Below are 23,254 nucleotides of genomic sequence, written 5' to 3'. Positions count from 1 at the left end.
GTAAAAGGGGCCGGACGAACCGCGCCCCCCGACCGCCGGGCCCCTGTCCCGCTACGCGCTCAGCGGCTCGGGCGCGATGGCCGCATCATCGTCGGCATCCTCGTCGCTGGTGTCGGGCGCGATCATCTCGGCCACGCATTTCGACAGCGTGACCATGCCCAGATGGGTGCCATCCTCGTCCACGACATTGCCGCGCGAGACCTCGGCATTGGTCATGGCGCGCGCGGCCTCTTCCAGCAGGGTCGTGGCCGGCAGGCTGACGGGGCTTTCGGCACGTTTGCCACGCCGCATGATCGTGCGCACGGTGATGACATGGCCGCGCCGGATATCGCGGACGAAATTGCTGATGTAATCGTCGGCGGGCCGCAGCACGATCTGTTCGCCGGTGCCTTGCTGGATGATGCGCCCGTCGCGCAGGATCGCGATCTGGTCGCCCAGCTTCAGGGCTTCGTCCAGATCATGCGTGATGAACATGATGGTCTTGCGCAACTCGGCCTGCAAATCCAGCAGAACCGACTGCATGTCGGTGCGGATCAGCGGATCCAGCGCCGAGAAGGCCTCGTCCATCAGCAGGATCTCGGCGTCGTTGGTCAGGGCGCGGGCCAGACCCACGCGCTGCTGCATCCCGCCCGACAACTGGTTGGGATAGCTTGCCTCGAAGCCCTCCAGCCCCACGCGGCTGATCCAGCGGCGGGCGCGTTCCTCGGCCTCGCGGGGCTTCACGCCCTGCACGGCCAGTCCGTAGGTCGTGTTCTCCAGCACCGTCCGATGCGGGAACAGCGCGAATTTCTGGAACACCATCGCGGTCTTCTGGCGGCGGAACTGGCGCAGTTCGGATTGCGACATCTGCACCACGTCGCGATTGTCGAAGATGACCTCTCCGGCGGTCGGGTCGATCAGCCGGTTGATGTGCCGGATAAGGGTGGATTTGCCCGATCCCGACAGCCCCATCACCACCTGGATCCGGCCCGCCGGAACCGTCATGTTGATGTTGTCCAGCCCAAGGACGTGATCGTGTCTGGCCTTCAGTTCGTCCTTGGTCATCCCGGCCTTGACGTCGGCCACGTGGCGTTCGCCGTTCCTGCCGAAAATCTTGTAGAGGTTGCGGATCTCGATGTCGTGGGTGGCTTCAGCCATGCTGCGCCTCCAGATGTCTTTGCAGACGCTTGCCATAGGCCTGCGTCGCGCGGTCGAAGATGATGGCGATGGCGACGATGGCCAGGCCGTTCATCACGCCCAGGGTGAAATACTGGTTGTTGATCGCCTGCAGCACCGGCTGGCCCAGCCCCCGCACCCCGATCATCGAGGCGACGACGACCATCGCAAGGCTCATCATGATGGTCTGGTTGACGCCGGCCATGATCGTCGGCAGCGCCAGCGGCAATTGCACATCCTGCAGCTTCTGCCGCGGGTTCGAGCCGAAGGCCTCGGCGGCCTCCAGCACGTCGGCGGGGACCTGGCGGATGCCCAGATTGGTCAGCCGGATCACCGGCGGGACGGCATAGATGACGACCGCGATCACGCCCGGCACCTTGCCGAGGCCGAAGATCATCACCACCGGGATCAGATAGACGAAGCTGGGCATGGTCTGCATCATGTCCAGGATCGGCGTGACCGATGCGTTGGTGCGTTCCGACCGCGCCATCAGGATGCCGATGGGAATGCCGATCACCACCGCGATCAGGGTGCAGACCGTGACCATGGCGATGGTGCGCATCGTGTCTTCCCACATGCCGAAAAAGCCGATCAGCAGCAGCGCGACCACGGTTCCGCCGACGATCTTCCAGCTGCGGCTCAGGCCCCAGACAAGGCCGCCGATCGCGGCCAGCACGAGGATCCAGGGGCTGTCGATCAGCAGGTTCTCGATGAAGATCAGCAAGACCTGGATCGGTTGGAACAGCTGTTCCAGGGTCTCGCCATAGGCGCGGGTGAAATCCCGGAAGGCGCCGTCGATCGCGATGCGCATGGCGCGCAGATCGCCGCGGCTCATTGATGGGAAAGTGACGAAGTCCATGCGGTTTTTCTTCTTTTGCAGGGGTTCGGGTCAAGGCGAAACGGGGCGCCTCGGCGCCCCGTCCATGATGGCGGTCAGAGCGCGTCCTTCACCTTCTGGGCGATATCCTCGGACACCCATTCGGACCAGACCTGCGGATAGTTTTCCAGGAAATAGAAGGCGCCGTCCTCGTTCGTGGCCTGATTGTCGCCCATCCAGGCCAGAAGCTCGTTCACGGTGTCGTTCGACCAGGCGCGCTTGCCCAGGTAATCCATCGTGACGGCATTGCTGTCGGCGAATTCCTTGGTCACGGCGGTGAACACTTCCGAACGCGGCCATTCGTTCAGCTTGGGTTCGGGACAATTGTTCACGACCGTGCAATTGTCCCATTCCTCGCGGTCATGTTCCACGCCCAGGTCCAGCTTGGTCATGTCGTACTTGCCCAGGATCGCGGTCGGTGCCCAGTAATAGCCCAGCCACCCCTGGTCCTGGTTGAAGGCGCGCGCGATCGAGCCGTCAAGCCCGGCGGCCGAACCGGAATCGACCAGCTCGAACCCCTTTTCCTCGCCCTTCAGCGCGCGGAACTGATTGGCGGTGATGATCTGGCAGGCCCAGCCCGAGGGGCAGTTGAAGAAGGCGCCCTTGCTGCTGTCCTCGGCGCCGGGGAACAGGTCGGGGCGCGCCATCGCATCCTCGATGGTCTTGATGTCGTTTTCCTCGGCCAGCTTGGTGGGCACCCAGAAGCCTTCAATGCCGCCATCCTTCAGGATCTCCGACGCGATGACGATCCGGCCCTCCTTCTGCGCGGCCTCCAGCGGCACCTTGACCGCGTTCACCCACAATTCGGGCGCGACATCGGGTTCGCCCTTCTCGTTCATCGAGGTGAAGGTCGGCACGGTATCGCCGGTGACCAGCGCGACGTCGCAGCCGTAACCTTCTTCCAGGATGACCTTGTCGACCCAGGCGGCCAGACCGGCCGAGGCCCAGTTCATTTCGGCAATCGTCACCTCGCCGCAATCCTCGGCGGCAAAGGCGGCCGGCGCGGCCAGAAGAAGGCCGGTCACGGCGAGGGTGGTCTTCAGCAATGTCATGCAGGATCCTTTCTTTTCTTTCGGATTTCCGGGGCCCTCCCTGCAGGCCCCGCCGCGCGGGGCGCGGCAACAACATTCACGCACCATAAGGCACAGACCCAACCTTGTCACATATTTGCGACACAAATCTTGTAAATAATTGTTATCTATCAGGTATTTCAGGGCCGCCATGGGCGATTCGCGACACGCCCGGACCCGTCGCGGCGATCCGGGAATCGCCCCCGGTCCCGGGTTGCGGCGCTGCGGTCACGCGCCGGCCCGGACTATTGCATTTTCGTCACCCTCGCGATGATCGTCATGCCATCACGGAACGGCGGGATTGCATGGAAAGTTTGTTTGACGCTACGTTCGCCTCCAGGTTGCCCGGCGCGGTGCATCCCCGGAGTTCCCCGGATGCCGCGCGGATCAGGAGTATGTCATGACGATCATTCGCATCCTTTCGCTGTGCTGCGCCGGCAGCGCCGTCGCAGCCTCGGGCGCGCTTGCCGGCGGCTATGTCGCGCCGGTCGCGCCCGTCACGGATGTCGCCATCATCCCGGCGCCCGTCGCGCCACCCGTCGCCGACTGGTCCGGCGCCTATGTCGGCGGTTCGCTGGGCTATGTCTTCGGATCGGATGATCGTGTCGGCGTCAGCGATCCGGCCGATAACCTGATCGCGGCTCCCGGTTCGGTCGATCTGTCGGGCGCGACGATCGGCCTGCATGGCGGCTATCGCTGGCAGCGCGCGATGGGCGGCCGCCAGATCGTCTTCGGCCCGGAACTGTCGGTGCAGACAAGCAAGGTGGACGACGAATTCGACAATGGCAGCTTCGCCGCCCGGTCCGAGATGAAGCAGCTTGTCGCGCTGCGGTTCAAGACGGGGGTGCTGAACGCCGCCGGAAACACGCTGTTCTACGGCCAGCTCGGCGCGGCGCGCGGCGATTTCGACTACAAGGTCCAGGGCGCCGGAATGGATTACGACGACGGCTTCAAGGCGAATGCCCTGATGGCCGGCCTGGGCGTCGAACGCAAGGTGACCGACCGCTGGTCCGTCTTTGGCGAATACGAATATCGCGGCTTCGACAAGAAGAAGGTCACGGATGCGAACGGATTTACCAGCGAAGCCACGCCGGAACATCATTCGGTCAAGCTGGGCGTGAATTTCAGCTTCTGATCCTTCCACGATCCCCAAGGGGCCGGCCGCCTGGCGCGACGGCCCTTTTTCATGCCCGGTCGTGCCGGGGCCGGGCCGGGCGCCGCGCGGTCCGGCCGGCCGGCAGCGGCAGGGCGCGTGTCCCGCAGGCCACGGCGATGCCTTCGGGCACCAGTTCCGTCAGCGCCGGATCGTCGCAGGCCAGACCGCCGGTATAGGCCCCGAAGGCGGGCAGGATCAGGTGATCGGCGCCGATCAGGAAACAGCGCCGCCGCTGGCCCGCCAGCCGGATGCAGGGATGGAAATGCCCGGACACGTCGGGGCCTGCCCCGGCCTGATGGCGCAGGACCAGACCCTCGCGGATCTGGTCGCACCCCGTCCCCGGCAGGCGCGCGTCGATCCGGCCCGGATCGTGATTGCCGCTGATCCACAGCCAGCGCCGGCGCGCGGCCATGGCGGACAGCCGGGCACAGACCTGATCGGGCAGCGAACCGGCCGCGGCGTCATCGTCGAACCCGTCGCCCAGGCTGACGATCGTTTCCGGATCGGTCGCCGCGACCTCGGCGGTCAGCCGGTCCAGCGTGGCCTGAACCTCGTAGGGGGGCAGCAGCGCGCCGCCGCGGCGGGCCATGCGTTCGGACTTGCCCAGATGCAGATCGGCCACGATCAGCCAGCGGCGGGCCGGCCAGAACAGCGCCCCCGATGGCCGCGCCTCCAGCCTCTGGCCGTCGAAATCGAACCCATAGCCGGTCACGCAAGCCCCGCCTCTGCCATCAATGCCGCCGCCTCAGCCTCGGCCAGCCGCTCGCGTCCCTGACCCGCGATCGGCACCCGGCCCACCTCCAGCAGCAGCGGCGCGGCCAGCGGCGTGACCCGGTCCAGCACGCGGTGATCGTGCCGGGACGAGCGGTCCAGCATCTCCTCGATCCGGTCGAAATCCACAAGCCCCCGGCGCGCCTCGTCGGCGGTGATCCGCAGCAGCAGATGGTCGGGATCATAGCGGCGCAGCGTGTCATAGAGGATATCGCTGGAAAATGTCGCCTGCTTGCCCGACTTGCGGCTTCCGGGCAGGTTGCGCTGGATCAGGCCCGCGATCACCGCGACGTTGCGAAAGGTCCGCTTCATCACCGCGTTGCCGGCCAGCCAGTCGCCCAGACCGGCCCGCAGCGCCGCCCGGTCCAGCAGCGGCGCGGGATCGCGCACCGGATCCAGCGACCAGATCAGCAGCGCGTAATCGGTGGACAGAAAGCCCAGCGGCCCCAGCCCGGCATCCTCCATCGTGCGCGTCATCAGAAGGCCCAGCGTCTGCAGCGCGTTCCGCCCGGCAAAGCCATACAGCGCGAAATGCCAGCGGCCCTGATAGGGGAAACTTTCGCTGACCAGCACCCCGTCGCGCGGCAGCCCCCCGATCCGGGCCTGCAGATCCAGCCAGTCGCGGGTATCGGGCGGCAGCGCGGCATGATGCGAAGGCTCGCCGATCAGCGCCTGAACCCGGTGCGAAAGCTGGGTCGATGTGGCCAGCTTCACGCCGGAAAACACCGCGATCCGGGGCTGTCGGGCGGGCTGTCTGGTCACCTCGACAACCATCTCGCGCAGCCCGTCATAGCGCACGGTCTGACCGCCGATCAGAAAGGTGTCGCCGGGGCTCAGGCTGGCGGCAAAGGCTTCCTCGACCTCGCCCAGCGGCGCGCCGCCGCGCCCGCGCAGCCGGACCTTCAGCATCTCGGCCTCGACGATGGTGCCGACATTCATCCGCAGGTTCCGCGCCGCGCGCGGGTCGCGCAGCCGCCACAGCCCGTCGCGCAGCATCAGCCGCTGCCAGCGGTCATAGGCCCGCAGCGCATAGCCGCCGGTCGCCGCGAAATCCAGGCAGGCGTCGAAATCGGCGCGCGTCAGGCCGCGATAGGGCCCGGCCTCGCGGACCTCGCGGAACAGCGCCTCGGCGTCGAAGGGCCCGGCGCAGGCGGTCAGCCCGATATGCTGGCACAGCACGTCCAGCGGGCCGGGGCCACGCGGATCGCCGTCCAGATCGCGTTCCGCCACGGCCTCCAGCGCGGCCACGCATTCGATCACCTCGAAGCGGTTGGCGGGCACGATCCGGGCGCGCGAGGGCGCGTTGTAGCGATGGTTGGCCCGCCCGATCCGCTGCACCAGCCGCTTGACGTTCTTCGGCGCGCCGACCTGGATGACCAGATCGACCGCGCCCCAGTCGATGCCCAGATCGAGGCTGCCGGTCGCGACCACCGCCCGCAAGGCACCCGCCGCCATCGCCGCCTCGACCCTCTGCCGGGCCTCGCGGGCAAGGCTGCCGTGATGCAGGCCGATGGGCAGGTTATCCTCGTTCGCAGCCCACAGGGCCTGAAAGAACAGTTCCGCCTGGGCGCGGGTGTTGATGAAGATGATCGTGGTCCTGGCGGCCTTCACCTGTTCCAGCACTTCGGGGATGGCGTGGTGCCCGCCGCCGCCGGCCCAGGGCGCGGGCCGGGCCGTGGGCAGCATGGCGATGTCGGGATCGGGACCGGGATCGGCATGGATGATCGCCGCGCCGCCCATGAAATCGGCCAGGGCGGCCGGGTTTTCCACCGTCGCCGACAGCCCGGTCGCCAGCAGCCCCGGCGACAGCGCCTTCAGCCGCGCCAGGCACAGCATCAGCTGGTCGCCGCGCTTGTTTTCGGCCAGCGCGTGCAATTCGTCCAGCACCACCCGCCGCAGGCCGCCAAAGATCGCGGGCGCCTGTTCGTAGGACAGCATCAGCGCCAGGCTTTCCGGGGTGGTCAGCAGGATGTCGGGCGGATCGACCCGCTGCCGGGCGCGCTGCGCGGGGCGGGTGTCGCCGGTCCGGTCCTCGATCCGGACCTTCAGCCCCAGATCGGCCACGGGCCGGGCCAGGTTGCGCGCGATATCCGCCGTCAGCGCCTTCAGGGGCGAGACATACAGCGTGTGCAGCCCGCCCGGCGGCTCGCGCAGCGCGACCAGCGAGGGCAGGAACCCGGCCAGCGTCTTGCCGCCGCCCGTCGGCGCGATCAGCAAGGTGTCGCCCTGCGCCGCAAGCAGCGCGATCTGGTGCGGATGCGGCTGCCAGCCCTGGCGGGCGAACCAGTCCCGGAACGCGCCCGGCAGCGTCACGGCAGCATCTCTTTCAGGCTGTCCAGCCGGTCGGCCTCGGCCGCCGGCTTGTCCCAGCGAATGCGGCTGATGCGGGGAAAGCGCATGGCGATGCCCGATTTGTGCCGCCCCGATTCGTTCAGCCCCTCGAAGGCGACTTCCAGCACCAGTTTCGGCGCGACGGCGCGGACCGGGCCGAAACGGTCCACGGTGTTGGTGCGCACGAAGCGGTCCAGTTCGCGCAATTCCTCGTCGGTAAAGCCGAAATAGGCCTTGCCGACCGGGACAAGCTGGTCGCCATCCCACAGCCCGAAGGTGAAATCGCTGTAAAAGCCGGACCGTTTGCCATGCCCGCGCTGCGCGTAAAGCATCACCGCATCGACCACCATCGGGTCGCGCTTCCACTTGAACCAGGGCCCGCGCGGCCGGCCGCCGACATACGGGCTGTCGCGGCGCTTGATCATCACCCCCTCGATCACCGCGCTTGGCGGGTCGGCGCGCAAGGCGGCCAGATCGTCCCAGGTGGCGAAATCCAGCAGCGGCGAGACATCGATCCGGTCGCTGCCGAAATCCGCGCCGTCCAGCACCGCGCGGCGTTCGGCAAGGGGCAGGCCGCGCAGATCGCGGCCCTGCCAGATCATCAGGTCATAAAGGCGCAGCCCGGCCGGGTGGCTGTCCAGCATCGCGCGGCTGATCGCCTTGCGGTTCAGCCGCTTTTGCAGATCGCCGAACACCGCCACCTCGCCGTCGCGGCGCACCAGCAATTCGCCATCCGCCGCACCATCGAAATTCAGCGCCTCGATCACATCGGGAAAGGCGGCGCCGATATCCTCGCCGGTGCGGGAATACAGCCTGCGCACCCCGCCGTCATTGATCGCCTGCACGCGGATGCCGTCCCATTTCCATTCCGCCATGTATTCGTCCGGATCGAAGCCGCGAAGCTGGTCCAGATCGACCGGCGTGGACAGCATGACCGGCCGGAACGGCGCGCGGGCGGCATGTTCGGGCCGCGCCCCGCCCGCGATCCAGTCGAACAGCGGCCGGTAGGGCGGCTTCAGCCCGTGCCAGATCTCCTCGATATCGGCGACCTCGGGTTCGCCCATCTCGGCCAGCGCGATCCGGGCCATGCGCGCGGACAGCCCGACGCGCATGTTGCCGGTGGCCAGCTTCAGAAACGCCAGCCGCTGCGACGGGCCCAGCCGGTCCAGCATCGCGGCGATGGCAGCAGGCAGCCCGGCCTTGCCGGTATCCGACAGCAGCGTCACCGCCTCGTGCAACGGCACGTCCTGATCGCCGTCGCCCTGCCACAGCAGCGCGATCGTCTCGGCCAGATCGCCGACGAAATCGTAGGACAGCGCGAAAAGCTGGTCATCCACCCGCTCTGCCATCAGCCCGCGCAACAGGCTGGGGGTGACGGCGCGCAGCTTCAGATCGCCGGTCAGCGCGGCCAGGGCATAGCCGCGATCGGGATCCGGCGTGGTTTCCAGATAATGCCGCAGCAGCCGCAGCTTGGCGTTGCGGGCGGGGGTAAAGGCCAGCCGTTCCAGCAGATGCGCGAACGCCTTCATTCCGGCTCGTCCTCATAGCCCACAAGGCGCAGCGGGCGGGCGGGGATGCCCTGCAATTCGCACCAGCGCAGCAAGCCTTCCTCGGCGCCGTGGGTGATCCAGACCTCGGACGGGGACAGCTCGCGGATCGTCGCCGTGACCTGCGGCCAGTCCACGTGATCGCTGACGACCAGCGGCAGTTCCACGCCCCGCTGGCGCGCCCGCGCGCGGACCTGCATCCAGCCCGAGGCAAAGCCGATCACCGGGTCGCGGAAGCGCTGAACCCAGGGGCTGGCAAAGGCCGAGGGCGGCGCGATGACCAGGTGCGCGGGCACGTCCTCGGCGGTGGCGGGAATCAGCGCGCCCAGCGCGATTCCCTGTTCGATGTGGTAATCGCACAACCGCTGCAAGGCGCCGTGAATGGCGATGGGCCCGTCGATCCCGGCCGCGCGGGCCAGCGCGATCAGCCGCTGCGCCTTGCCCAGCGCATAGGCGCCGATCAGGTGCGGGCGGTCGGGAAATTCGGCCATGCTGGCCAGAAGGCGGGCCATTTCCTGCGCCGGATCGGGATGGCGGAAGACCGGCAGGCCAAAGGTCGCCTCGGTCACGAAGACATCGCAGGGAACCGGCTCGAACGGGGCGCAGACGGGGTTCGCCCGGCGGCAGTAATCGCCCGAGACGACGATCTTCGGCCCCGCGCCCGGCTGCACCGCGATCTGGGCCGAGCCGAGGATATGCCCGGCCGGATGAAAGCTGACCTGGGTGTCGCCGACCCGCAGCGGGCCTTCGGCGACCTGCCGCGTCCGGGCAAAATCCGTGCCATAGCGGATTGCCATGATGTCCAGCGTCTGGCGCGTGGCCATGACCGCGCCATGTCCCGCGCGGGCATGATCGCCATGGCCATGCGTGATCAGCGCGCGGGGAACCGGGCGGATCGGGTCGATGAAGAAATCGCCGGGCGGGCAGTAAAGCCCGGCTTCGGTCGGGTGCAGGATCTGGTCGGCGCGCATGGGTCCAAGATGGCGAACATATCGTGAAAATCAACGCGGCAGGCGCAGCGGCCGGCCCTCGAAGATGGTTTCCATCGAGAAAACGCCGGTGACGCGTTCCAGATCCATGTCGGCGATCAGCGCCTTGTAGCAAAGATCGTAGCCGGCCATCGAGGTCGTCACCAGCTTGGCCATGTAGTCCCATTCGCCGCCGATCCGGTGAAATTCGGCGATCTCGGGGATCGATTCGACACGGGCACGAAATCGTCGCGCCCAGGCGTCATCGTGATGGCGGGTGCGGATCATCACGAAGACGGTCAGGTGCAGGCCCGCCCGGCCGGCATCGATCAGCGCCCGGCTGCCTTTCAGAACACCCGCGTCGGTCAGCTTCTGCAGCCGCCGCCAGCAGGCATTCTGCGACAGGCCGATGCGGTCGGCCAGGGCGCGCTGCGACAGCGTCGCATCCTGTTGCAGCGCCGCGAGGATGCGGTGGTCGATATCGTCGAATTGCGGCGTCTGTTCGTTCATCTGAACGTCAGATTAGGGGTATTTCCACAACGAAGAAATCAAATTCTGCATCTTTCCGTGTCATCCTTGGCGGAAAGGAAGGGTGATGAGCATGGATTTCTTCGACCGGTTCCGGGCCGCCCTGGGGGCGCCAGAGACCCTGCATGACAGCATGATCGGCCGCGACGCGGTGATCGAGGGGCCGTTCGGGCCGCGGCGGATGATCTATGCCGATCACGTCGCCTCGGGGCGGGCGCTTTTGCCGGTGGAACACGCGATCCTGCGCGATGTGCTGCCCTGGTATGCCAACAGCCATACCGAGGCCAGCCATTGCGGCGCCATGATGACCCGCCTGCGCCGCGCCGCGCGGGCCGAGATCCTGCGCTGCACGGGCGGCGGGCCGGAACATGCGGTGATCTTTGCCGGGTCGGGCGCGACGGCGGGGATCAACCGGCTGGTTCACCTGTTCGGGGTCGGGCCCGGCTGGACGGTGCTGATCGGCCCCTACGAGCATCATTCCAATATCCTGCCATGGCGCGAAAGCGGCGCGCGCGTGGTCGAGATCCCCGAGGCGCAAGGCGGCGGGCCGGACCTTGCGGCGCTGGGCGCGGAACTGGCGGCGGGCGGGCCGGTGATGGGTGCCTTTTCGGCGGCCTCGAACGTGACCGGCGCGCTGACCGACGTGGCGGCGGTGACCCGGCTGTTCCGGCAGGCGGGCGCGCGGATCGTCTGGGATTATGCGGGCGGCGCGCCCTATCTGCCGATCGACATGGGTTTGGGGATGGATGCGGTCGTCGCCTCTCCGCACAAGTTCATCGGCGGGCCGGGGGCATCGGGCGTGCTGATCCTGCGCCGCGACGCGGTGGTCGCGGACCGCCCCAGCCTGCCGGGCGGCGGCACGGTGCGTTTCGTGAATGCCGAGGGTCACGATTATGCGGCATCCGTCGAGACGCGCGAGGAGGCCGGCACGCCGAATGTCGTGGGCGATATCCGCGCGGCGATGGTCTTTGCGCTGAAGGATGCGGTCGGGCAGGAGTGGATCGATGCGCGCCACGCGATGTGGCTGCGCAAGGCGGCGCGGCTTCGGGACGTGCCGGGCCTGCAGATGCTGGGCAACCCGGCGGCGGCGCGGCTGCCGATCCTGTCGTTTCGAATCCGCGACGGCCGCGGCGGCTTCGTGCACCAGCAGCTTGCGACGCGGATGCTGTCGGATCTGCATGGCGTTCAGGCACGGGGCGGCTGCGCCTGCGCCGGGCCCTATGTGCACCGCCTGCTGGGGATCGGTGCGGCGGAATCGCGGCGGCTGCGGACCGCGATCCTGCGCGGCGACGAGATCGAGAAGCCCGGCTTCGTGCGGCTGAACCTGTGCTGGGCCGCCCCCGAGGCCGAGATCGACGCGATCCTGTCCGCGATGACCGACCTGGCCCGCCATGCCGCGGAGCACCTGCACCGCTATCGCTGCGATCCGGCGACCGCCATCTTCACGCCCGTCGCGGCCTGAGGGCGGGGTCACGGCCACCGCGCCGGGCGCGATGGCGCAAAGACCGGCGACTAGGCCGCCGGCGGCGGCCGTCTGACCGGGGGCGGCTGGCGCGACAGCTGCACCGCAAGGATGCCCGCCATGATGATCGCGACGCCGATCACGTCGCTGATCCCAAGGCTTTCGCCCAGCAGGACCGCACCGATGGTCACCCCGAAGAACGGGCTGAGGAAATGGAACGTCGCGGCCCGGACGGCGCCGATCCGGCGGACCAGCTCGAACCAGACCCAGGTCGCCAGAAGGCCCGGCACCAGCACGGTATAGAAGAAGGCCACGGCAAGCCGGGGCGTGATGGTGGCGTCCCATGTCTCGATGAACGGGGCGATCAGGCCCAGGGCGGCGGCGCCGACCAGCATCTGCAAGCCCACGATCATCATCACGTTGCCGCCCGAACTGGCGCCCCGCACGCTGAGCGTGGCAATGGCCAGCGCCAGCGAGGCCACGAAGCCCAGGGCGATGCCGAACGGATCGCTGCCGCCCTGCAACCGCGCCCCCATGATGATGGCAACGCCGACAAGACCCAGCACCAGCCCCGCGACCCCCGTCGGTCGCAGCCTTTCGCCCATCACGATCCAGCCGAAGAAGGCGACCAGCAGCGGCATGGTGGCGGCGATGATCGAGGCGAGGCCCGCCTCGATCCACTGCATCGCGACCCAGTTCAGGCCCAGATACAGCGCGTTCTGGCACAGGCCCAGCACCACCACCGCGCGCCATTGCGTCCGCGTCAGCCCGCGCCAGTCCTGGCCCATCGCCCGCGCGATGGCCACGCCGATCGCGCCCGAGATCGCAAAGCGCAGCGCCAGCGCCAGCAAGGGCGGCGCCTCCAGCACGATCATCCGGCTGGAACTGAAGGCCGAGGCCCACATGATCGCGAAGGCCAGCCCCATCAGGATCGCGCGAATGTCCATGGCCGGCCTTCCCGTGCAGATGATGCAACACCGCTAGCAGAGGGCGCAGGCGGCGGAAAGGGTGCCTATAGCGGCTGGCCGGTCAGCAGCCGCGGCATCGGATCGACCGACAGGCCCGCCGCCTGCCGCATGAAACCGCGCCGCAGCGCGGGGATGGCCGTCACCATGCCCATCCCGATGCCCCGCGCCGCGCGCAGCAGCGGATTGTCGCTGGCAAACAGCGTGTTGACCGCGTCCATTCCCAATGCCAGCCGTGTCGCGTCGAAACGCCGCCAGCCCTGGTATCGCTCCAGCACCGGATCGCTGCCCGGATCCTCGCCCCGGCGCAGCGCCTCGACCAGCGTTTCGGCCAGCGCCGCCACATCGCGAAGGCCCAGGTTCAGCCCCTGCCCGGCAATGGGATGGACGCCATGCGCGGCATCGCCCACCAGCGCGATCCGCGGCGCCACATAGGCGTCGGCCAGCGACAGGCTGAGAGGATAGGAGAATCGCTGTCCCGCCAGCCCGATCGGCCCCAGAAAGTCGCCAAAGCGCGGCCGCAGCACGTCCAGGAACGCCGCGTCGGGCAGCGCGGCGATGGCATCCGCATTGGTCCGCGTCTCGGACCAGACCACGCTGGACCGGTTGCCGGGCAGCGGCAGGATCGCCAGCGGGCCGGTCGGCATGAAATACTGATGTGCAATGCCCTGATGCGGGCGTTCGTGATCGATGGCCGCGACCAGGGCTGTCTGGCCATAATCCCGGCCGCGCCGGGCGATCCCCGCCCGCCGCGCGACGCCCGATCCGCGCCCGTCCGCACCGACCAGCAGCCGTGCCCGCAGGCTGCGCCCGCCCGACAATCGCACCGCGATCCCCGAGGCATCGGGTTCCTGCCCCTCGACCGACAGGCCGGCCAGATGAGTCACGCGCCCGGCCATCGCCGCCAGCAGGGCGCGATAAAGGAACCGATCCTCCAGCATGTGCCCGACCGGACCTTCCTCGATCTCGGCGCTGTCGAAATGCAGCAGGAACCGCGCGGCCCCCTCGCCCGGCTGGCCCTGCGAGGCCTTGACCTGCCGGACCGGCTGGCTGACGCCGGCCAGATCGCCCCACAATCCCAGCGCCGAAAGCAGGCGCTGCGAGGCCAGCGCCAGCGCATAGGCACGCCCGTCGAAGTCCTCTCCGGTCCGGTCCCCGGCCGGGCGCGGATCGACCACGGTCACGGACAGGCCGGCCCCGGCCAGCGCCAGGGCCAGCGTCGGCCCGTTCAGGCCGCCGCCCGCGATCACGATATCGGTGTCGAAGCTCATGACCGGCGATCATGCACGGGCCGCGCGCAAAGTCCATGCGGCGCGTCGGCGCCGTGATGCCGGGCGGGGGGCGGTTAACGATCCGTTAACCGAAGGTCCGCAAGCGGTGTACGGCCTGTGCACCCGCTGTGCCGCCACGCTGCGCACCCTGTGCGACGGGGTGCCCCGCATTTGCCGGGCTTTCGGGGAATTCGCCCCGAAACCGCATCCGGCGCAACACAGGCCCCGTTGCCCGCGCAACACCGCCTCAGCCAGCCTCGTCGCGCAACAGCGCCCGCAGCCCGCTGCGATAATCGGGATAAAGCAGCCCGATCCCCAGTTCATCCTTGATCCGGTCGTTCCGCACCCGTTTGCTGTCGGCATAGAAGGATCGCGCCATCGGCGTCATCTCGGCCCGATCGAAGGGAACTTCCGGCGGCACCGGCATGCCCAGCAATTCCGCCGCATGGGCGATCACGTCCTGCGGCGGGGCGGGATCGTCGTCGCAGAGATTATAGATCGCCCCGGCCCGCGGGGCCTCGATCGAGGCCAGAAGAACCTGAACGATATCAGCCACATGAATGCGCGAAAAGACCTGCCCCGGCTTCACGATCCGCCGCGCCGTGCCGTTGCGGACCTTCTCGAACGGGCCGCGCCCCGGCCCGTAGATTCCGGCCAGCCGGAAGATGTGCAGCGCCAGCCCGGCGCCCTCCGCCAGTTCGCGCCACCCGGCCTCGGCCTCGATCCGCGCCAGACCGCGCGGGCCGCTGGCGTCGGTCGCGCTGTCCTCGTCCACCCAGCCGCCCTGCCGGTCGCCATAGACCCCGGTCGTGGACAGATAGCCCAGCCAGCCCGGCCGCGCGCGCGCCAGATCCGCGCCGAAGGCGGCCAGAACCGGGTCCCCCCCGGATCCCGGCGCGACCGAAACCAGAACCGCGTCGGCCCCGTCAATCGCCGCGCGAACCGCATCCCGCTGCCCCGGCCAGATCAGCGGCGCGGCCCCCGCGGCGGCCACCCGGTCGGGATCCGCGCGTGTCGTGCCGCTGACCTGCCAGCCGCGCGCGATCAAGGCGGGCGTCAGGAAGCCCGCACTGTATCCATGACCGAAAATCAGCATCTTCATGGGCGCAGGCTAACGCGCCCGCGGCGGTGCCGCCAGACGCTTGCCTGACCCGCGCCGGGCTGGCAGGATCCGCGCAACAAGAAGGATAAGAAGACCATGGACACGGATTCCCGCTATCTGCCCGTCGAAAGCCCCGATTCCCCCGCGCGCGAGCAGTTCACCGATGCCCGCGCCGCCGTCGCGCGGCTGCAGCGGCTGTATACCGAGTCGACGGATTTCCTGCTGGACCATTTCACCCGCCTGCTGGAGGGCGGACGCCCCGCCGCGCGTTATCGCGCCTTCTACCCGGAACTGCGTCTGACCGTCACCAGCCATCCGCATGTGGATTCGCGGCTTTCCTTTGGCCATGTCGTCGCGCCGGGCAGCTATGCCGCCACCATCACCCGGCCCGATCTGTTCCAGAACTACCTGACCGAGCAGATCGCGCTGCTGATCAAGAATCTCGGCGTTCCGGTGACGGTGGGCCTCAGCGAGACGCCGATGCCGGTTCACTTCGCGGTCGCGGCCCAAAGCGAACTGGCCGTGCCGCAGGAAGGCGTGCTGGATTTCTCGCTGCGCGACATCTTCGACGTGCCGGATCTGAACACCATGAACGACGACATCGTGAACGGGGTCGCCGGCCCCCTGCCGGACGGAACCCATCACCTGGCCGCCTTCACCGCGCAGCGGATCGACTATTCGCTGGCGCGCCTGCAGCATTACACCGCCACCAAGGCCGAACATTTCCAGAATTTCGTCCTGTTCACCAACTACCAGTTCTACGTGGACGAATTCGAGGCCTTCGCGCGCATGGCGCTGGCCGACCCGGCCCTGGGATATACCAGTTTCGTGGCGCCGGGCGATCAGGAGATCACCGATCCCGAGACGCCGATCAGGCCGCTGTCGAAGCTGCCGCAGATGCCGACCTATCACCTCAAGCGCGCGGCGGGTCAGGGCATCACGTTGGTCAATATCGGCGTCGGCCCCTCGAATGCGAAAACGGCGACGGATCACATCGCGGTGCTGCGCCCCCATGTCTGGCTGATGGTCGGCCATTGCGCGGGCCTGCGCAATTCGCAGAGCCTGGGCGATTTCGTCCTGGCCCATGCCTATCTTCGCGAGGATCACGTGCTGGACGATGATCTTCCGGTCTGGGTGCCGATCCCGGCCCTGGCCGAGGTTCAGGTGGCGCTGCAAGAAGCCGTGGCCGAGGTCACGCGGCTGGAAGGCTATGAACTGAAGCGGATCATGCGCACCGGCACCGTCGCCACGATCGACAACCGGAACTGGGAATTGCGCGACCAGTCCGGCCCGGTCCACCGCCTGTCGCTGTCGCGGGCCGTCGGGCTGGACATGGAAAGCGCCACCATCGCCGCCAACGGCTTTCGCTTTCGCGTCCCCTATGGCACGCTTCTTTGCGTTTCGGACAAGCCCCTTCACGGGGAACTGAAGCTGCCCGGGATGGCGACCGATTTCTACCGCACGCAGGTCGCCAACCACCTGCTGATCGGCATCCGCGCGATGGAAAAGCTGCGCGAGATGCCGCTGGAACGGATCCATTCGCGCAAATTGCGGTCCTTCAGCGAGACCGCCTTCCTGTAACCCCGCGACATGCGGGGCCGGGAAAGGCCGGTTTTCGCGTGCGACGCGAAAAATGCTTGATCTGCCGGTCAAAACCGTGTGTAGCAGGCGATATGCCGCAAAAGGCGCTAATTTGGGCCCGGAACGACAGGGGCAAGAGGAGACAGAAGAATGGCTACGGCTTCCGCAAAACCGATGACAAAAACCCAGCTGGTGGCAACTCTGGCCGAGGAAATGGGCTCGGACAAGAAATCGGCCGCGGCGGCGCTGGACGCGATCGCGAGCGTCGTCACCCGTGAAGTCGCCAATGGCGGCGCGGTGACGCTGCCCGGCATCGGCAAGGTCGCCTGCCGCGCCCGGCCCGAACGTCAGGTCCGCAACCCGCAGACCCAGGAAATGATGACCAAACCCGCCGACAAGCAGGTCAAGGTGACAGTCGCCAAGGCCCTGAAGGACAGCGTCAACAGCTGATCCGGCCGAATTTCGGTGATGACGGGCCGCGCCGCCGGGCGCGGCCCTCTTGGTTGCGCCGCGCGCGCGCCGTGCCGTTTTCGCCGCGTCGCGGCGATCCCTGTGCACCCTTTTTCCCGCGGGATGCGTTACTGGGACGGAACAGACGGGAATCCTCATGCCAGCCATCCTCGCGGCGCCGGTGCGTCTGCTGGCCATTGCCAGCGCCGTGCCGCCCCACCTGCTGCCACAGCACAAAGTCATCGACGCGGCCCGCGCGATCCTCGGCCCCCGTTTTGCGCAGTTCGAACGCCTGATCCCGGCCTTTCGCAACGGCGGGATCGAGGAACGCCGGTCGGTCGTGCCGCTGGACTGGTTCACCACGCCACGCGGCTGGCGGGACCGGACCGAGGCCTATCTGTCCGGCGCCTCGGACCTGTTCCGGCAGGCGGCCGGCCGGGCGCTGGAGATGGCGGGCCTGACGGCGCCAGAGGTCGATGTGATCGTCACCATTTCCTCGACCGGGATCGCCACGCCGACGCTGGAGGCGCAGGTGGCGCGCGAAATGGGGTTTCGCGCCGACGCGATCCGGGTGCCGGTCTTCGGTCTGGGATGCGCGGGCGGCGCCTCGGGACTGGGCATCGCGCGCGATCTGGCGGCGGCCCGGCCCGGCGCCAATGTCCTGCTGGTCGCGGTCGAGACCTGCACGCTGCTGTTCCGTCTGGACCGGCTGCGCAAGGCCGACATCATCGCCACCGCCCTGTTCGGCGATGGCGCGGCGGCACTGGTGCTGCGCGCGGGCGAAGCGCGGGACGACGGCCGGCCCGAGATCGGCACCGGCCGCCAGCATATGTGGCCCGACACGCTGGACATCATGGGCTGGTCGGTCGAGGAGAACGGGCTGGGCGTGATCTTCGACCGCTCGATCCCCGATTTCGCGACGCGCGAATTGCGGCCCGCGCTGGATGCGCTGATTCCCGGTCACGCGCCCCAACGCTATGTCTGCCATCCGGGCGGAGCCAAGGTGCTGGTGGCGCTGGAACAGGCGCTGGATCTGCCCGAAGGCGCGCTGGACGCCGAACGGGCCGTGCTGGCCCGCACCGGCAACATGTCCGCGCCGACGGTGCTGTTCGTGCTGGAGCAGGTGCTGGCATCGGACCAGCGCGGCGACCTGCTGGTGCTGGCGCTTGGACCCGGCTTCACGCTGTCGGCCGTGCCGATCCTCGTGCCATGACAGGCGCGGCCGCCTTCATCGCCTTCCTGGTCCTGCAAAGACTGGCCGAGCTGATCCTGGCGCGGCGCAACACGGTGCGGCTGCTGGCGCAAGGCGCGGTCGAACACGGCGCGGCGCATTATCCGCTGATCGTGGCGCTTCACGCAAGCTGGCTGGCCTCCATCGCGATTTTCGGCTGGGACCAGCCGATCCGTCCGCTGTGGCTGATCCTGTTCGTGGCGCTTCAGGCGGCCCGGCTCTGGGTGCTGGCCTCGCTGGGCGACCGCTGGACGACGCGGATCATCGTGCTGGATCGGCCGCTGGTCGCGCGCGGGCCCTACCGGCTGATCCCGCATCCGAACTACGCCGTCGTCGTGGCCGAGATCGCGGTCGCGCCGGTGGTGCTGGGCCTGTGGCCCGTCGCGCTGATCTTCACCGCGCTGAATGCGGCCGTCCTGGCCATCCGCATCCGGGCCGAGAACCGTGCCCTGTCCGGCCTGCGCGACCGCCGGCGGGACCGCAGGACCCCGCCCGGCTGAGACGGGCGCGGCCCGCGGCCGGGATTCAGGCCGGTTTCGGATCCAGCGTGATCGACCACAATTCCCGATCGCCGCGATCCATCAGCCGCACCCGCATCTGGCCCGAGGCAGCCTCGATATCGACGATACCGAAGAACTGCATCCCCGCCGAGGGCGGCAGGTTCGCCTGGCCCGCCGGCGGCGCCTTGACGAATTTCACCTCGGGCCCGAAGGTCATGTCCAGATCGTTCGGCCCGAAGGTGCCCGCGTGAAGCGGTCCGGACACGAATTCCCAGAACGGCTCGAAATCCCGAAAGGCGGCGCGGTCGGGATGGTATTCATGCGCGGCGGTGTAGTGCACATCCGCCGTCAGCCAGACCGTGTTCGCGACCTTCTCGTCGCGGATAAATCGCAGAAGCTGCGCGAATTCCAGCTCTCGTCCCTTCGCCGCGCCGGGATCGCCATTCGCCACGGCCTCGACATAGCGCTGATCCTCGGCGACCTTGTCCCAGACATTGACGCCGATGGGCATGTCGCAGGCGATCACCTTCCAGGTGGCCTTCGAGCCTTTCAGCGCCCCCTTCAGCCAATCCATCTGCGCCTTGCCGAGGATCTGGGACTGCGCCGTCACCGCGTCCTGCATTCCATCGCTGTTCGCGCCGCGATAGCTGCGCAGATCCAGAAAGAAGATGTCCAGCAGCGGACCATAGCCGATCTTGCGATAGACGCGACCTGGTTCGGCCGGGTTGTAGCTGATCGGGGTCATCTCGTGAAAGGCCCGCTGCGCGCGCGCCATCAGCAGCGGCACCGACTTTTCGCTGTAGCGGTCATCCGCGCTCAGATCCTTGCCGGGCGACCAGTTGTTGACCACCTCGTGATCGTCCCACTGGAACAGCGTCGGGCAAATCGCCGACAGGGCCCGCACATGCTGGTCCATCAGGTTGTATTTCCAGCGCCCCCGATATTCGTCGAGACTTTCGGCGACCTTGCGGACCTCGTCGGTCAGGATGCGGTTCCTCCACAGACCGCCCTCGATCGCGACCTCGTCCTGCATCGGTCCGTCGGCATAGATCGTGTCGCCGGAATGGATGAAGAAATCCGGCTCGTGCAGCGCCATCGTGGCATAGCTGCGCATTCCCTCGTCGTCGATGCCCCAGCCCTGCCCGGCCGTGTCGCCGGACCAGACAAAGCGGATATCGCGCTTTTGCGTGGGCGCGGTGCGGAAGCGGCCGGTCAGCGGCGCACCGGTCGCGTTCGGATCGCCGAGATCGGTGGGGGTCATGCGATAGAAGACCGTTTGGTCCGGGGCCATGCCCTCGACCAGCGCCTTCACGGCCTGATCGCTTTCCGGCAACGCGTTCAGATCGCCCAGACGGCGGGCATCCTGAAAGCTCTCGGTGGTCGCGACCTCCAGCGCGATCCGCGAGGGCCGGTCGGCGCGGGTCCAGACCATGCCGCCCTGCGCGGTGACATCGCCGGACTGCACGCCATGGGTCAGGACAGGGCGGCTGCTGGCGCGGCTGATCGCCGGCATCGCGAGAATCGATGTCCCGGCGAGGCCGGAGACAAGCAGGCGGCGGCGGGACATGCGCGAAAAGGTCATGGGCTGGCTCCGATTGGCTGGTATCGCAACCGGGCTAGCACTATCCCGTGACATTCGGGTATCGGGAACAAGTCGGTTTCCTGACGTCAGCCGATCTTGGCCCGTTCCTGCCGCGCCGGGGCATCAGCGCAGCCTTCCCGCGCGGGCCTGCGGCAATGCGTCTGGGGCAATGCCTATAGCGGCCGCTTCAGCCATTTCGAGATCACGCCGACGATGCCCTCGCGAAACAGCAGCACGCTGATCACGAAGATCGCCCCCTGGATCACCGTTACCCACGCGCCGAAGGTGGCAAGATAGTTCTGCATCGTGACGATGACCGCCGCTCCGACGATGGGGCCGAACACGGTTCCCATGCCGCCCAGCAGCGTCATCAGCACGACCTCGCCCGACATCGCCCAATGCACGTCGGTCAGGGAGGCAAGCTGGAAGACCTGGCTTTTGGTCGCGCCGGCCAGCCCCGCCAGCGCCGCCGACAGCGTGAACACGATCAGCTTGTAGCGATTGACCTGATAGCCCAGCGAAATGGCGCGCGGCTCGTTCTCGCGGATCGCCTTCAGGACCTGGCCAAAGGGCGAATGCACGATCCGGTAGATCAGAAGGATGCCGCCGAAGGTGATCGCCAGCACGAAATAGTACAGCGCCATGTTCGAGCGCAGCGAAATCAGTCCGAACAGATCACCGCGCGGCACCGACTGGATGCCGTCCTCGCCGCCGGTGAAGGGCACCTGAAGGGCAAAGAAATAGACCATCTGCGCGAAGGCCAGCGTCACCATGGCGAAATAGATCCCCTGCCGCCGGATCGACAGCGCGCCGATGACCAGCCCCAGCAAAGCGGCGGCCACGGTGCCGGCAAGGATCGACAATTCCGGCGTCAGTCCCCAGACTTTCGCGGCATGGGCGGCAACATAGCTTGCCCCGCCGAAATAGGCCGCGTGCCCGAAGGACAGAAGTCCGCCGAAACCGAGAAGCAGGTTGAACGCATAGGCGAAAAGCGCAAAACACATGACCTTCATGGCAAAGACGGGATAGACCCCGTAGGGCAGCAGCAGCGCCAGCCCCAGCAGGACCAGAAAGATCACCTTGTGCAGCCGCGGCATGCCGATGCTTTCGCGCAGGGGGCCGGTCTTGACCGTGTCTTCGGCGATCGCCATCAGCCTGCCCTCCCGAAAAGACCCTCGGGCCGGAACAGCAGCACGATCGCCATGATGACGAAGATGACGACGGCGGACCCTTCGGGATAGAACACGCGCGTCAGACCCTCGACAAGACCCAGGCCATAGCCGGTAAGGATCGCCCCCATGATCGATCCCATGCCGCCGATCACCACGACGGCGAAAACCACGATGATCAGGTCGGCGCCCATGTTGGGATTGACCGAATAGATCGGTGCGGCCAGCACGCCGGCAAAGCCCGCCAGTGCCACGCCGAAACCGTAGGTCAATGTGATCATGCGCGGCACGTTGATGCCGAAGGCGCCGACCAGAACCGGGTTCTCGGTGGCGGCGCGCAGATAGGCACCAAGCTTCGTCTTCTCGATGATGAACCAGGTGGCGAAACAGACGATGACCGAGGCGACGACGACCCAGCCGCGATAGGTCGGCAGGAACATGAAGCCAAGGTTGTAGCCGCCCGACAGCGACGCGGGAATCTGGTAGGGCAGGCCCGAGATGCCGTAATAGTTGCGAAAGAGCCCCTGGATGATCAGTGCAAGTCCGAAGGTCAGAAGAAGCCCGTAAAGGTGGTCGAGATGGTAGAGCCGTGCCAGCATCAGCCGTTCCAGGACGATGCCGATGGCGCCCACGACCAGTGGCGCGACGATCAGCGCCGGCCAGTAGCCCACCCCGACATAGGTCAGCAGCATCCAGGCGGCGAAGGCGCCCATCATGTATTGGGCGCCATGGGCGAAATTGATGATGTTGAGAAGCCCGAAGATCACCGCCAGTCCCAGTGACAGGACCGCATAGAACGATCCGTTGATCAGCCCCAGAAGAAGCTGGCCCATCAAGACCTGCGGCGGCACGCCCAGAAGTTCGAACATCTCGTTCCGTCCCGTGATTGAAATGGCGCCGCGCCAGAATTTCTCCGGCGCGACCGCCCCGTCAGGTTACTGCTTGGTAAAGTCGCATTCCTCGAGCATCGGCAGGAACGCATCCTCGCCGCTGATCGTCGCGACTTCCTTGTAGAGGTCCCACTCGCCGGTCGATTCCGCGGGGGTCTTGACCTCGTAGAGATACATGTCGTGGATCGCCCGGCCGTCGCCGCGGATCGAGCCCTTGCCGAAAAGCGGGTCGTCGAAGGGCGACTCCTTCATCTTGGCGGCGACCGCCTTGCCGTCCTCGGCGCTGCCCAGTGCCTCGACCGCCTTGAGATATTGCAGCGTGCCGGAATAGACGCCGGCCTGCACCATCGTCGGCTCGGCGCCGTGCCGTTCCATGAACCGCTTGGACCATTCACGGGTGGCGTCGTTGCGGTCCCAGTAGAAGGCCGAGGTCAGCGACAGGCCCTGTGCGGTCTGTGCGCCAAGCGCCTGCACGTCGGTGATGAAGAACAGCAGCGCAGCCAGCTTCTGACCGGCCTGGGTGATGCCGAACTCGGAGGCCTGCTTGATCGCGTTCACGGTGTCGCCGCCGGCATTGGCCAGCCCGATCACGTCGGCGCCGCTGCCCTGTGCCTGCAGCAGATAGGACGAGAAGTCGGTGGTCGGGAA

General features: G+C 67.5%; 21 protein-coding genes. 6 read left to right on the top strand and 15 right to left on the bottom strand.

Annotated elements, in window-relative coordinates; translation table 11 throughout:
- Nucleotides 1–51: 51 nt before the first annotated feature.
- From B4A72_RS03150 to B4A72_RS03140, 3 genes are all read right to left on the bottom strand, one after another.
- The gene (locus B4A72_RS03150; protein ID WP_292951077.1) at nucleotides 52–1,137 is read right to left on the bottom strand and encodes a quaternary amine ABC transporter ATP-binding protein; all 1,086 of its coding nucleotides are present in this window, start codon (nucleotides 1,135–1,137) and stop codon (nucleotides 52–54) included.
- On the bottom strand, nucleotides 1,130–2,014 hold the full coding sequence (locus B4A72_RS03145) for an ABC transporter permease (protein WP_292951079.1): 885 nt from the start codon (nucleotides 2,012–2,014) through the stop codon (nucleotides 1,130–1,132). Before B4A72_RS03145 ends, B4A72_RS03150 begins: the two co-directional genes overlap by 8 nt.
- A 74-nt stretch (nucleotides 2,015–2,088) precedes the next feature.
- Nucleotides 2,089–3,084, bottom strand: a complete 996-nt coding sequence (locus B4A72_RS03140) for an ABC transporter substrate-binding protein (RefSeq protein ID WP_292951081.1) — start codon at nucleotides 3,082–3,084, stop codon at nucleotides 2,089–2,091.
- 418 nt (nucleotides 3,085–3,502) lie between these two features.
- Here B4A72_RS03140 and B4A72_RS03135 point away from each other — a divergent pair, with 418 nt between their 5' ends.
- A complete protein-coding gene (locus B4A72_RS03135; protein WP_292951083.1) occupies nucleotides 3,503–4,237 on the top strand; it encodes an outer membrane protein in 735 nt (244 codons plus the stop codon).
- A 49-nt stretch (nucleotides 4,238–4,286) separates the two neighbouring features.
- On the opposite strand, the gene pdeM is transcribed toward B4A72_RS03135, so the two are convergent.
- Genes pdeM through B4A72_RS03110 form a run of 5 tightly spaced genes read right to left on the bottom strand, consistent with a single transcriptional unit; the run spans nucleotide 4,287 to nucleotide 10,385 of the window.
- Nucleotides 4,287–4,970 (bottom strand): ligase-associated DNA damage response endonuclease PdeM, encoded by a 684-nt coding sequence (gene pdeM / locus B4A72_RS03130; protein ID WP_292951085.1) that lies wholly within the window; start codon nucleotides 4,968–4,970, stop codon nucleotides 4,287–4,289.
- Nucleotides 4,967–7,342 carry a ligase-associated DNA damage response DEXH box helicase gene (locus B4A72_RS03125; protein ID WP_292951087.1) on the bottom strand — a complete coding sequence of 792 codons (2,376 nt, stop codon included), beginning with the start codon at nucleotides 7,340–7,342 and terminating at the stop codon, nucleotides 4,967–4,969. The genes pdeM and B4A72_RS03125 overlap by 4 nt, the downstream gene beginning before the upstream one ends.
- Entirely contained in the window at nucleotides 7,339–8,889 is a 1,551-nt protein-coding gene (locus tag B4A72_RS03120; RefSeq protein ID WP_292978078.1) for a cisplatin damage response ATP-dependent DNA ligase, read from the bottom strand. Before B4A72_RS03120 ends, B4A72_RS03125 begins: the two co-directional genes overlap by 4 nt.
- Complete coding sequence (locus B4A72_RS03115; RefSeq protein ID WP_292951091.1) at nucleotides 8,886–9,878, bottom strand: ligase-associated DNA damage response exonuclease; 993 nt, start codon at nucleotides 9,876–9,878, stop codon at nucleotides 8,886–8,888. The genes B4A72_RS03120 and B4A72_RS03115 overlap by 4 nt, the downstream gene beginning before the upstream one ends.
- Nucleotides 9,879–9,908: 30 nt before the next feature.
- Entirely contained in the window at nucleotides 9,909–10,385 is a 477-nt protein-coding gene (locus B4A72_RS03110; RefSeq protein WP_292951093.1) for an Lrp/AsnC family transcriptional regulator, read from the bottom strand.
- Nucleotides 10,386–10,476: 91 nt separating this feature from the next.
- On the opposite strand from B4A72_RS03110, the gene B4A72_RS03105 reads away from it, so the two are divergent.
- Nucleotides 10,477–11,865 (top strand): aminotransferase class V-fold PLP-dependent enzyme, encoded by a 1,389-nt coding sequence (locus B4A72_RS03105; RefSeq protein WP_292951143.1) that lies wholly within the window; start codon nucleotides 10,477–10,479, stop codon nucleotides 11,863–11,865.
- Nucleotides 11,866–11,915: 50 nt separating this feature from the next.
- Here B4A72_RS03105 and B4A72_RS03100 read toward each other — a convergent pair whose 3' ends face one another.
- From B4A72_RS03100 to B4A72_RS03090, 3 genes are all read right to left on the bottom strand, one after another.
- On the bottom strand, nucleotides 11,916–12,812 hold the full coding sequence (locus B4A72_RS03100; protein WP_292951095.1) for a DMT family transporter: 897 nt from the start codon (nucleotides 12,810–12,812) through the stop codon (nucleotides 11,916–11,918).
- Between the two features lie 65 nt (nucleotides 12,813–12,877).
- Nucleotides 12,878–14,101 (bottom strand): UbiH/UbiF/VisC/COQ6 family ubiquinone biosynthesis hydroxylase, encoded by a 1,224-nt coding sequence (locus B4A72_RS03095; RefSeq protein WP_292978077.1) that lies wholly within the window; start codon nucleotides 14,099–14,101, stop codon nucleotides 12,878–12,880.
- A gap of 247 nt (nucleotides 14,102–14,348) precedes the next feature.
- Nucleotides 14,349–15,203, bottom strand: a complete 855-nt coding sequence (locus tag B4A72_RS03090) for an SDR family oxidoreductase (RefSeq protein ID WP_292951099.1) — start codon at nucleotides 15,201–15,203, stop codon at nucleotides 14,349–14,351.
- Between the two features lie 96 nt (nucleotides 15,204–15,299).
- Here B4A72_RS03090 and B4A72_RS03085 point away from each other — a divergent pair, with 96 nt between their 5' ends.
- The 4 genes from B4A72_RS03085 to B4A72_RS03070 all read left to right on the top strand — a co-directional run bounded on the left by B4A72_RS03085 (nucleotide 15,300) and on the right by B4A72_RS03070 (nucleotide 18,965).
- On the top strand, nucleotides 15,300–16,784 hold the full coding sequence (locus B4A72_RS03085; protein ID WP_292951101.1) for an AMP nucleosidase: 1,485 nt from the start codon (nucleotides 15,300–15,302) through the stop codon (nucleotides 16,782–16,784).
- 150 nt (nucleotides 16,785–16,934) lie between these two features.
- Nucleotides 16,935–17,234: an HU family DNA-binding protein gene (locus tag B4A72_RS03080; protein WP_292951104.1), complete on the top strand. Its 300-nt coding sequence runs from the start codon at nucleotides 16,935–16,937 to the stop codon at nucleotides 17,232–17,234.
- Nucleotides 17,235–17,391: 157 nt separating this feature from the next.
- A complete protein-coding gene (locus B4A72_RS03075; protein WP_292951107.1) occupies nucleotides 17,392–18,447 on the top strand; it encodes a type III polyketide synthase in 1,056 nt (351 codons plus the stop codon).
- Nucleotides 18,444–18,965: an isoprenylcysteine carboxyl methyltransferase family protein gene (locus B4A72_RS03070; RefSeq protein WP_292978076.1), complete on the top strand. Its 522-nt coding sequence runs from the start codon at nucleotides 18,444–18,446 to the stop codon at nucleotides 18,963–18,965. Before B4A72_RS03075 ends, B4A72_RS03070 begins: the two co-directional genes overlap by 4 nt.
- 25 nt (nucleotides 18,966–18,990) lie before the next feature.
- Here B4A72_RS03070 and B4A72_RS03065 read toward each other — a convergent pair whose 3' ends face one another.
- The 4 genes from B4A72_RS03065 to B4A72_RS03050 form a co-directional block, all read right to left on the bottom strand.
- Nucleotides 18,991–20,478, bottom strand: a complete 1,488-nt coding sequence (locus B4A72_RS03065) for an alkaline phosphatase D family protein (RefSeq protein ID WP_292951113.1) — start codon at nucleotides 20,476–20,478, stop codon at nucleotides 18,991–18,993.
- 242 nt (nucleotides 20,479–20,720) lie between these two features.
- On the bottom strand, nucleotides 20,721–21,698 hold the full coding sequence (locus tag B4A72_RS03060; protein ID WP_292951116.1) for a branched-chain amino acid ABC transporter permease: 978 nt from the start codon (nucleotides 21,696–21,698) through the stop codon (nucleotides 20,721–20,723).
- Entirely contained in the window at nucleotides 21,698–22,585 is an 888-nt protein-coding gene (locus B4A72_RS03055; protein WP_292951119.1) for a branched-chain amino acid ABC transporter permease, read from the bottom strand. Before B4A72_RS03055 ends, B4A72_RS03060 begins: the two co-directional genes overlap by 1 nt.
- 66 nt (nucleotides 22,586–22,651) lie before the next feature.
- Nucleotides 22,652–23,254: ABC transporter substrate-binding protein (locus tag B4A72_RS03050; RefSeq protein WP_292978075.1), on the bottom strand; the 603-nt coding region annotated here is incomplete at its 5' end.

The organism is Paracoccus sp. UBA5162, assembly GCF_002413585.1.
In the GTDB taxonomy this organism is placed as follows: Bacteria; Pseudomonadota; Alphaproteobacteria; order Rhodobacterales; family Rhodobacteraceae; genus Paracoccus.
This window is presented reverse-complemented; position numbering and strand designations above follow the sequence as displayed.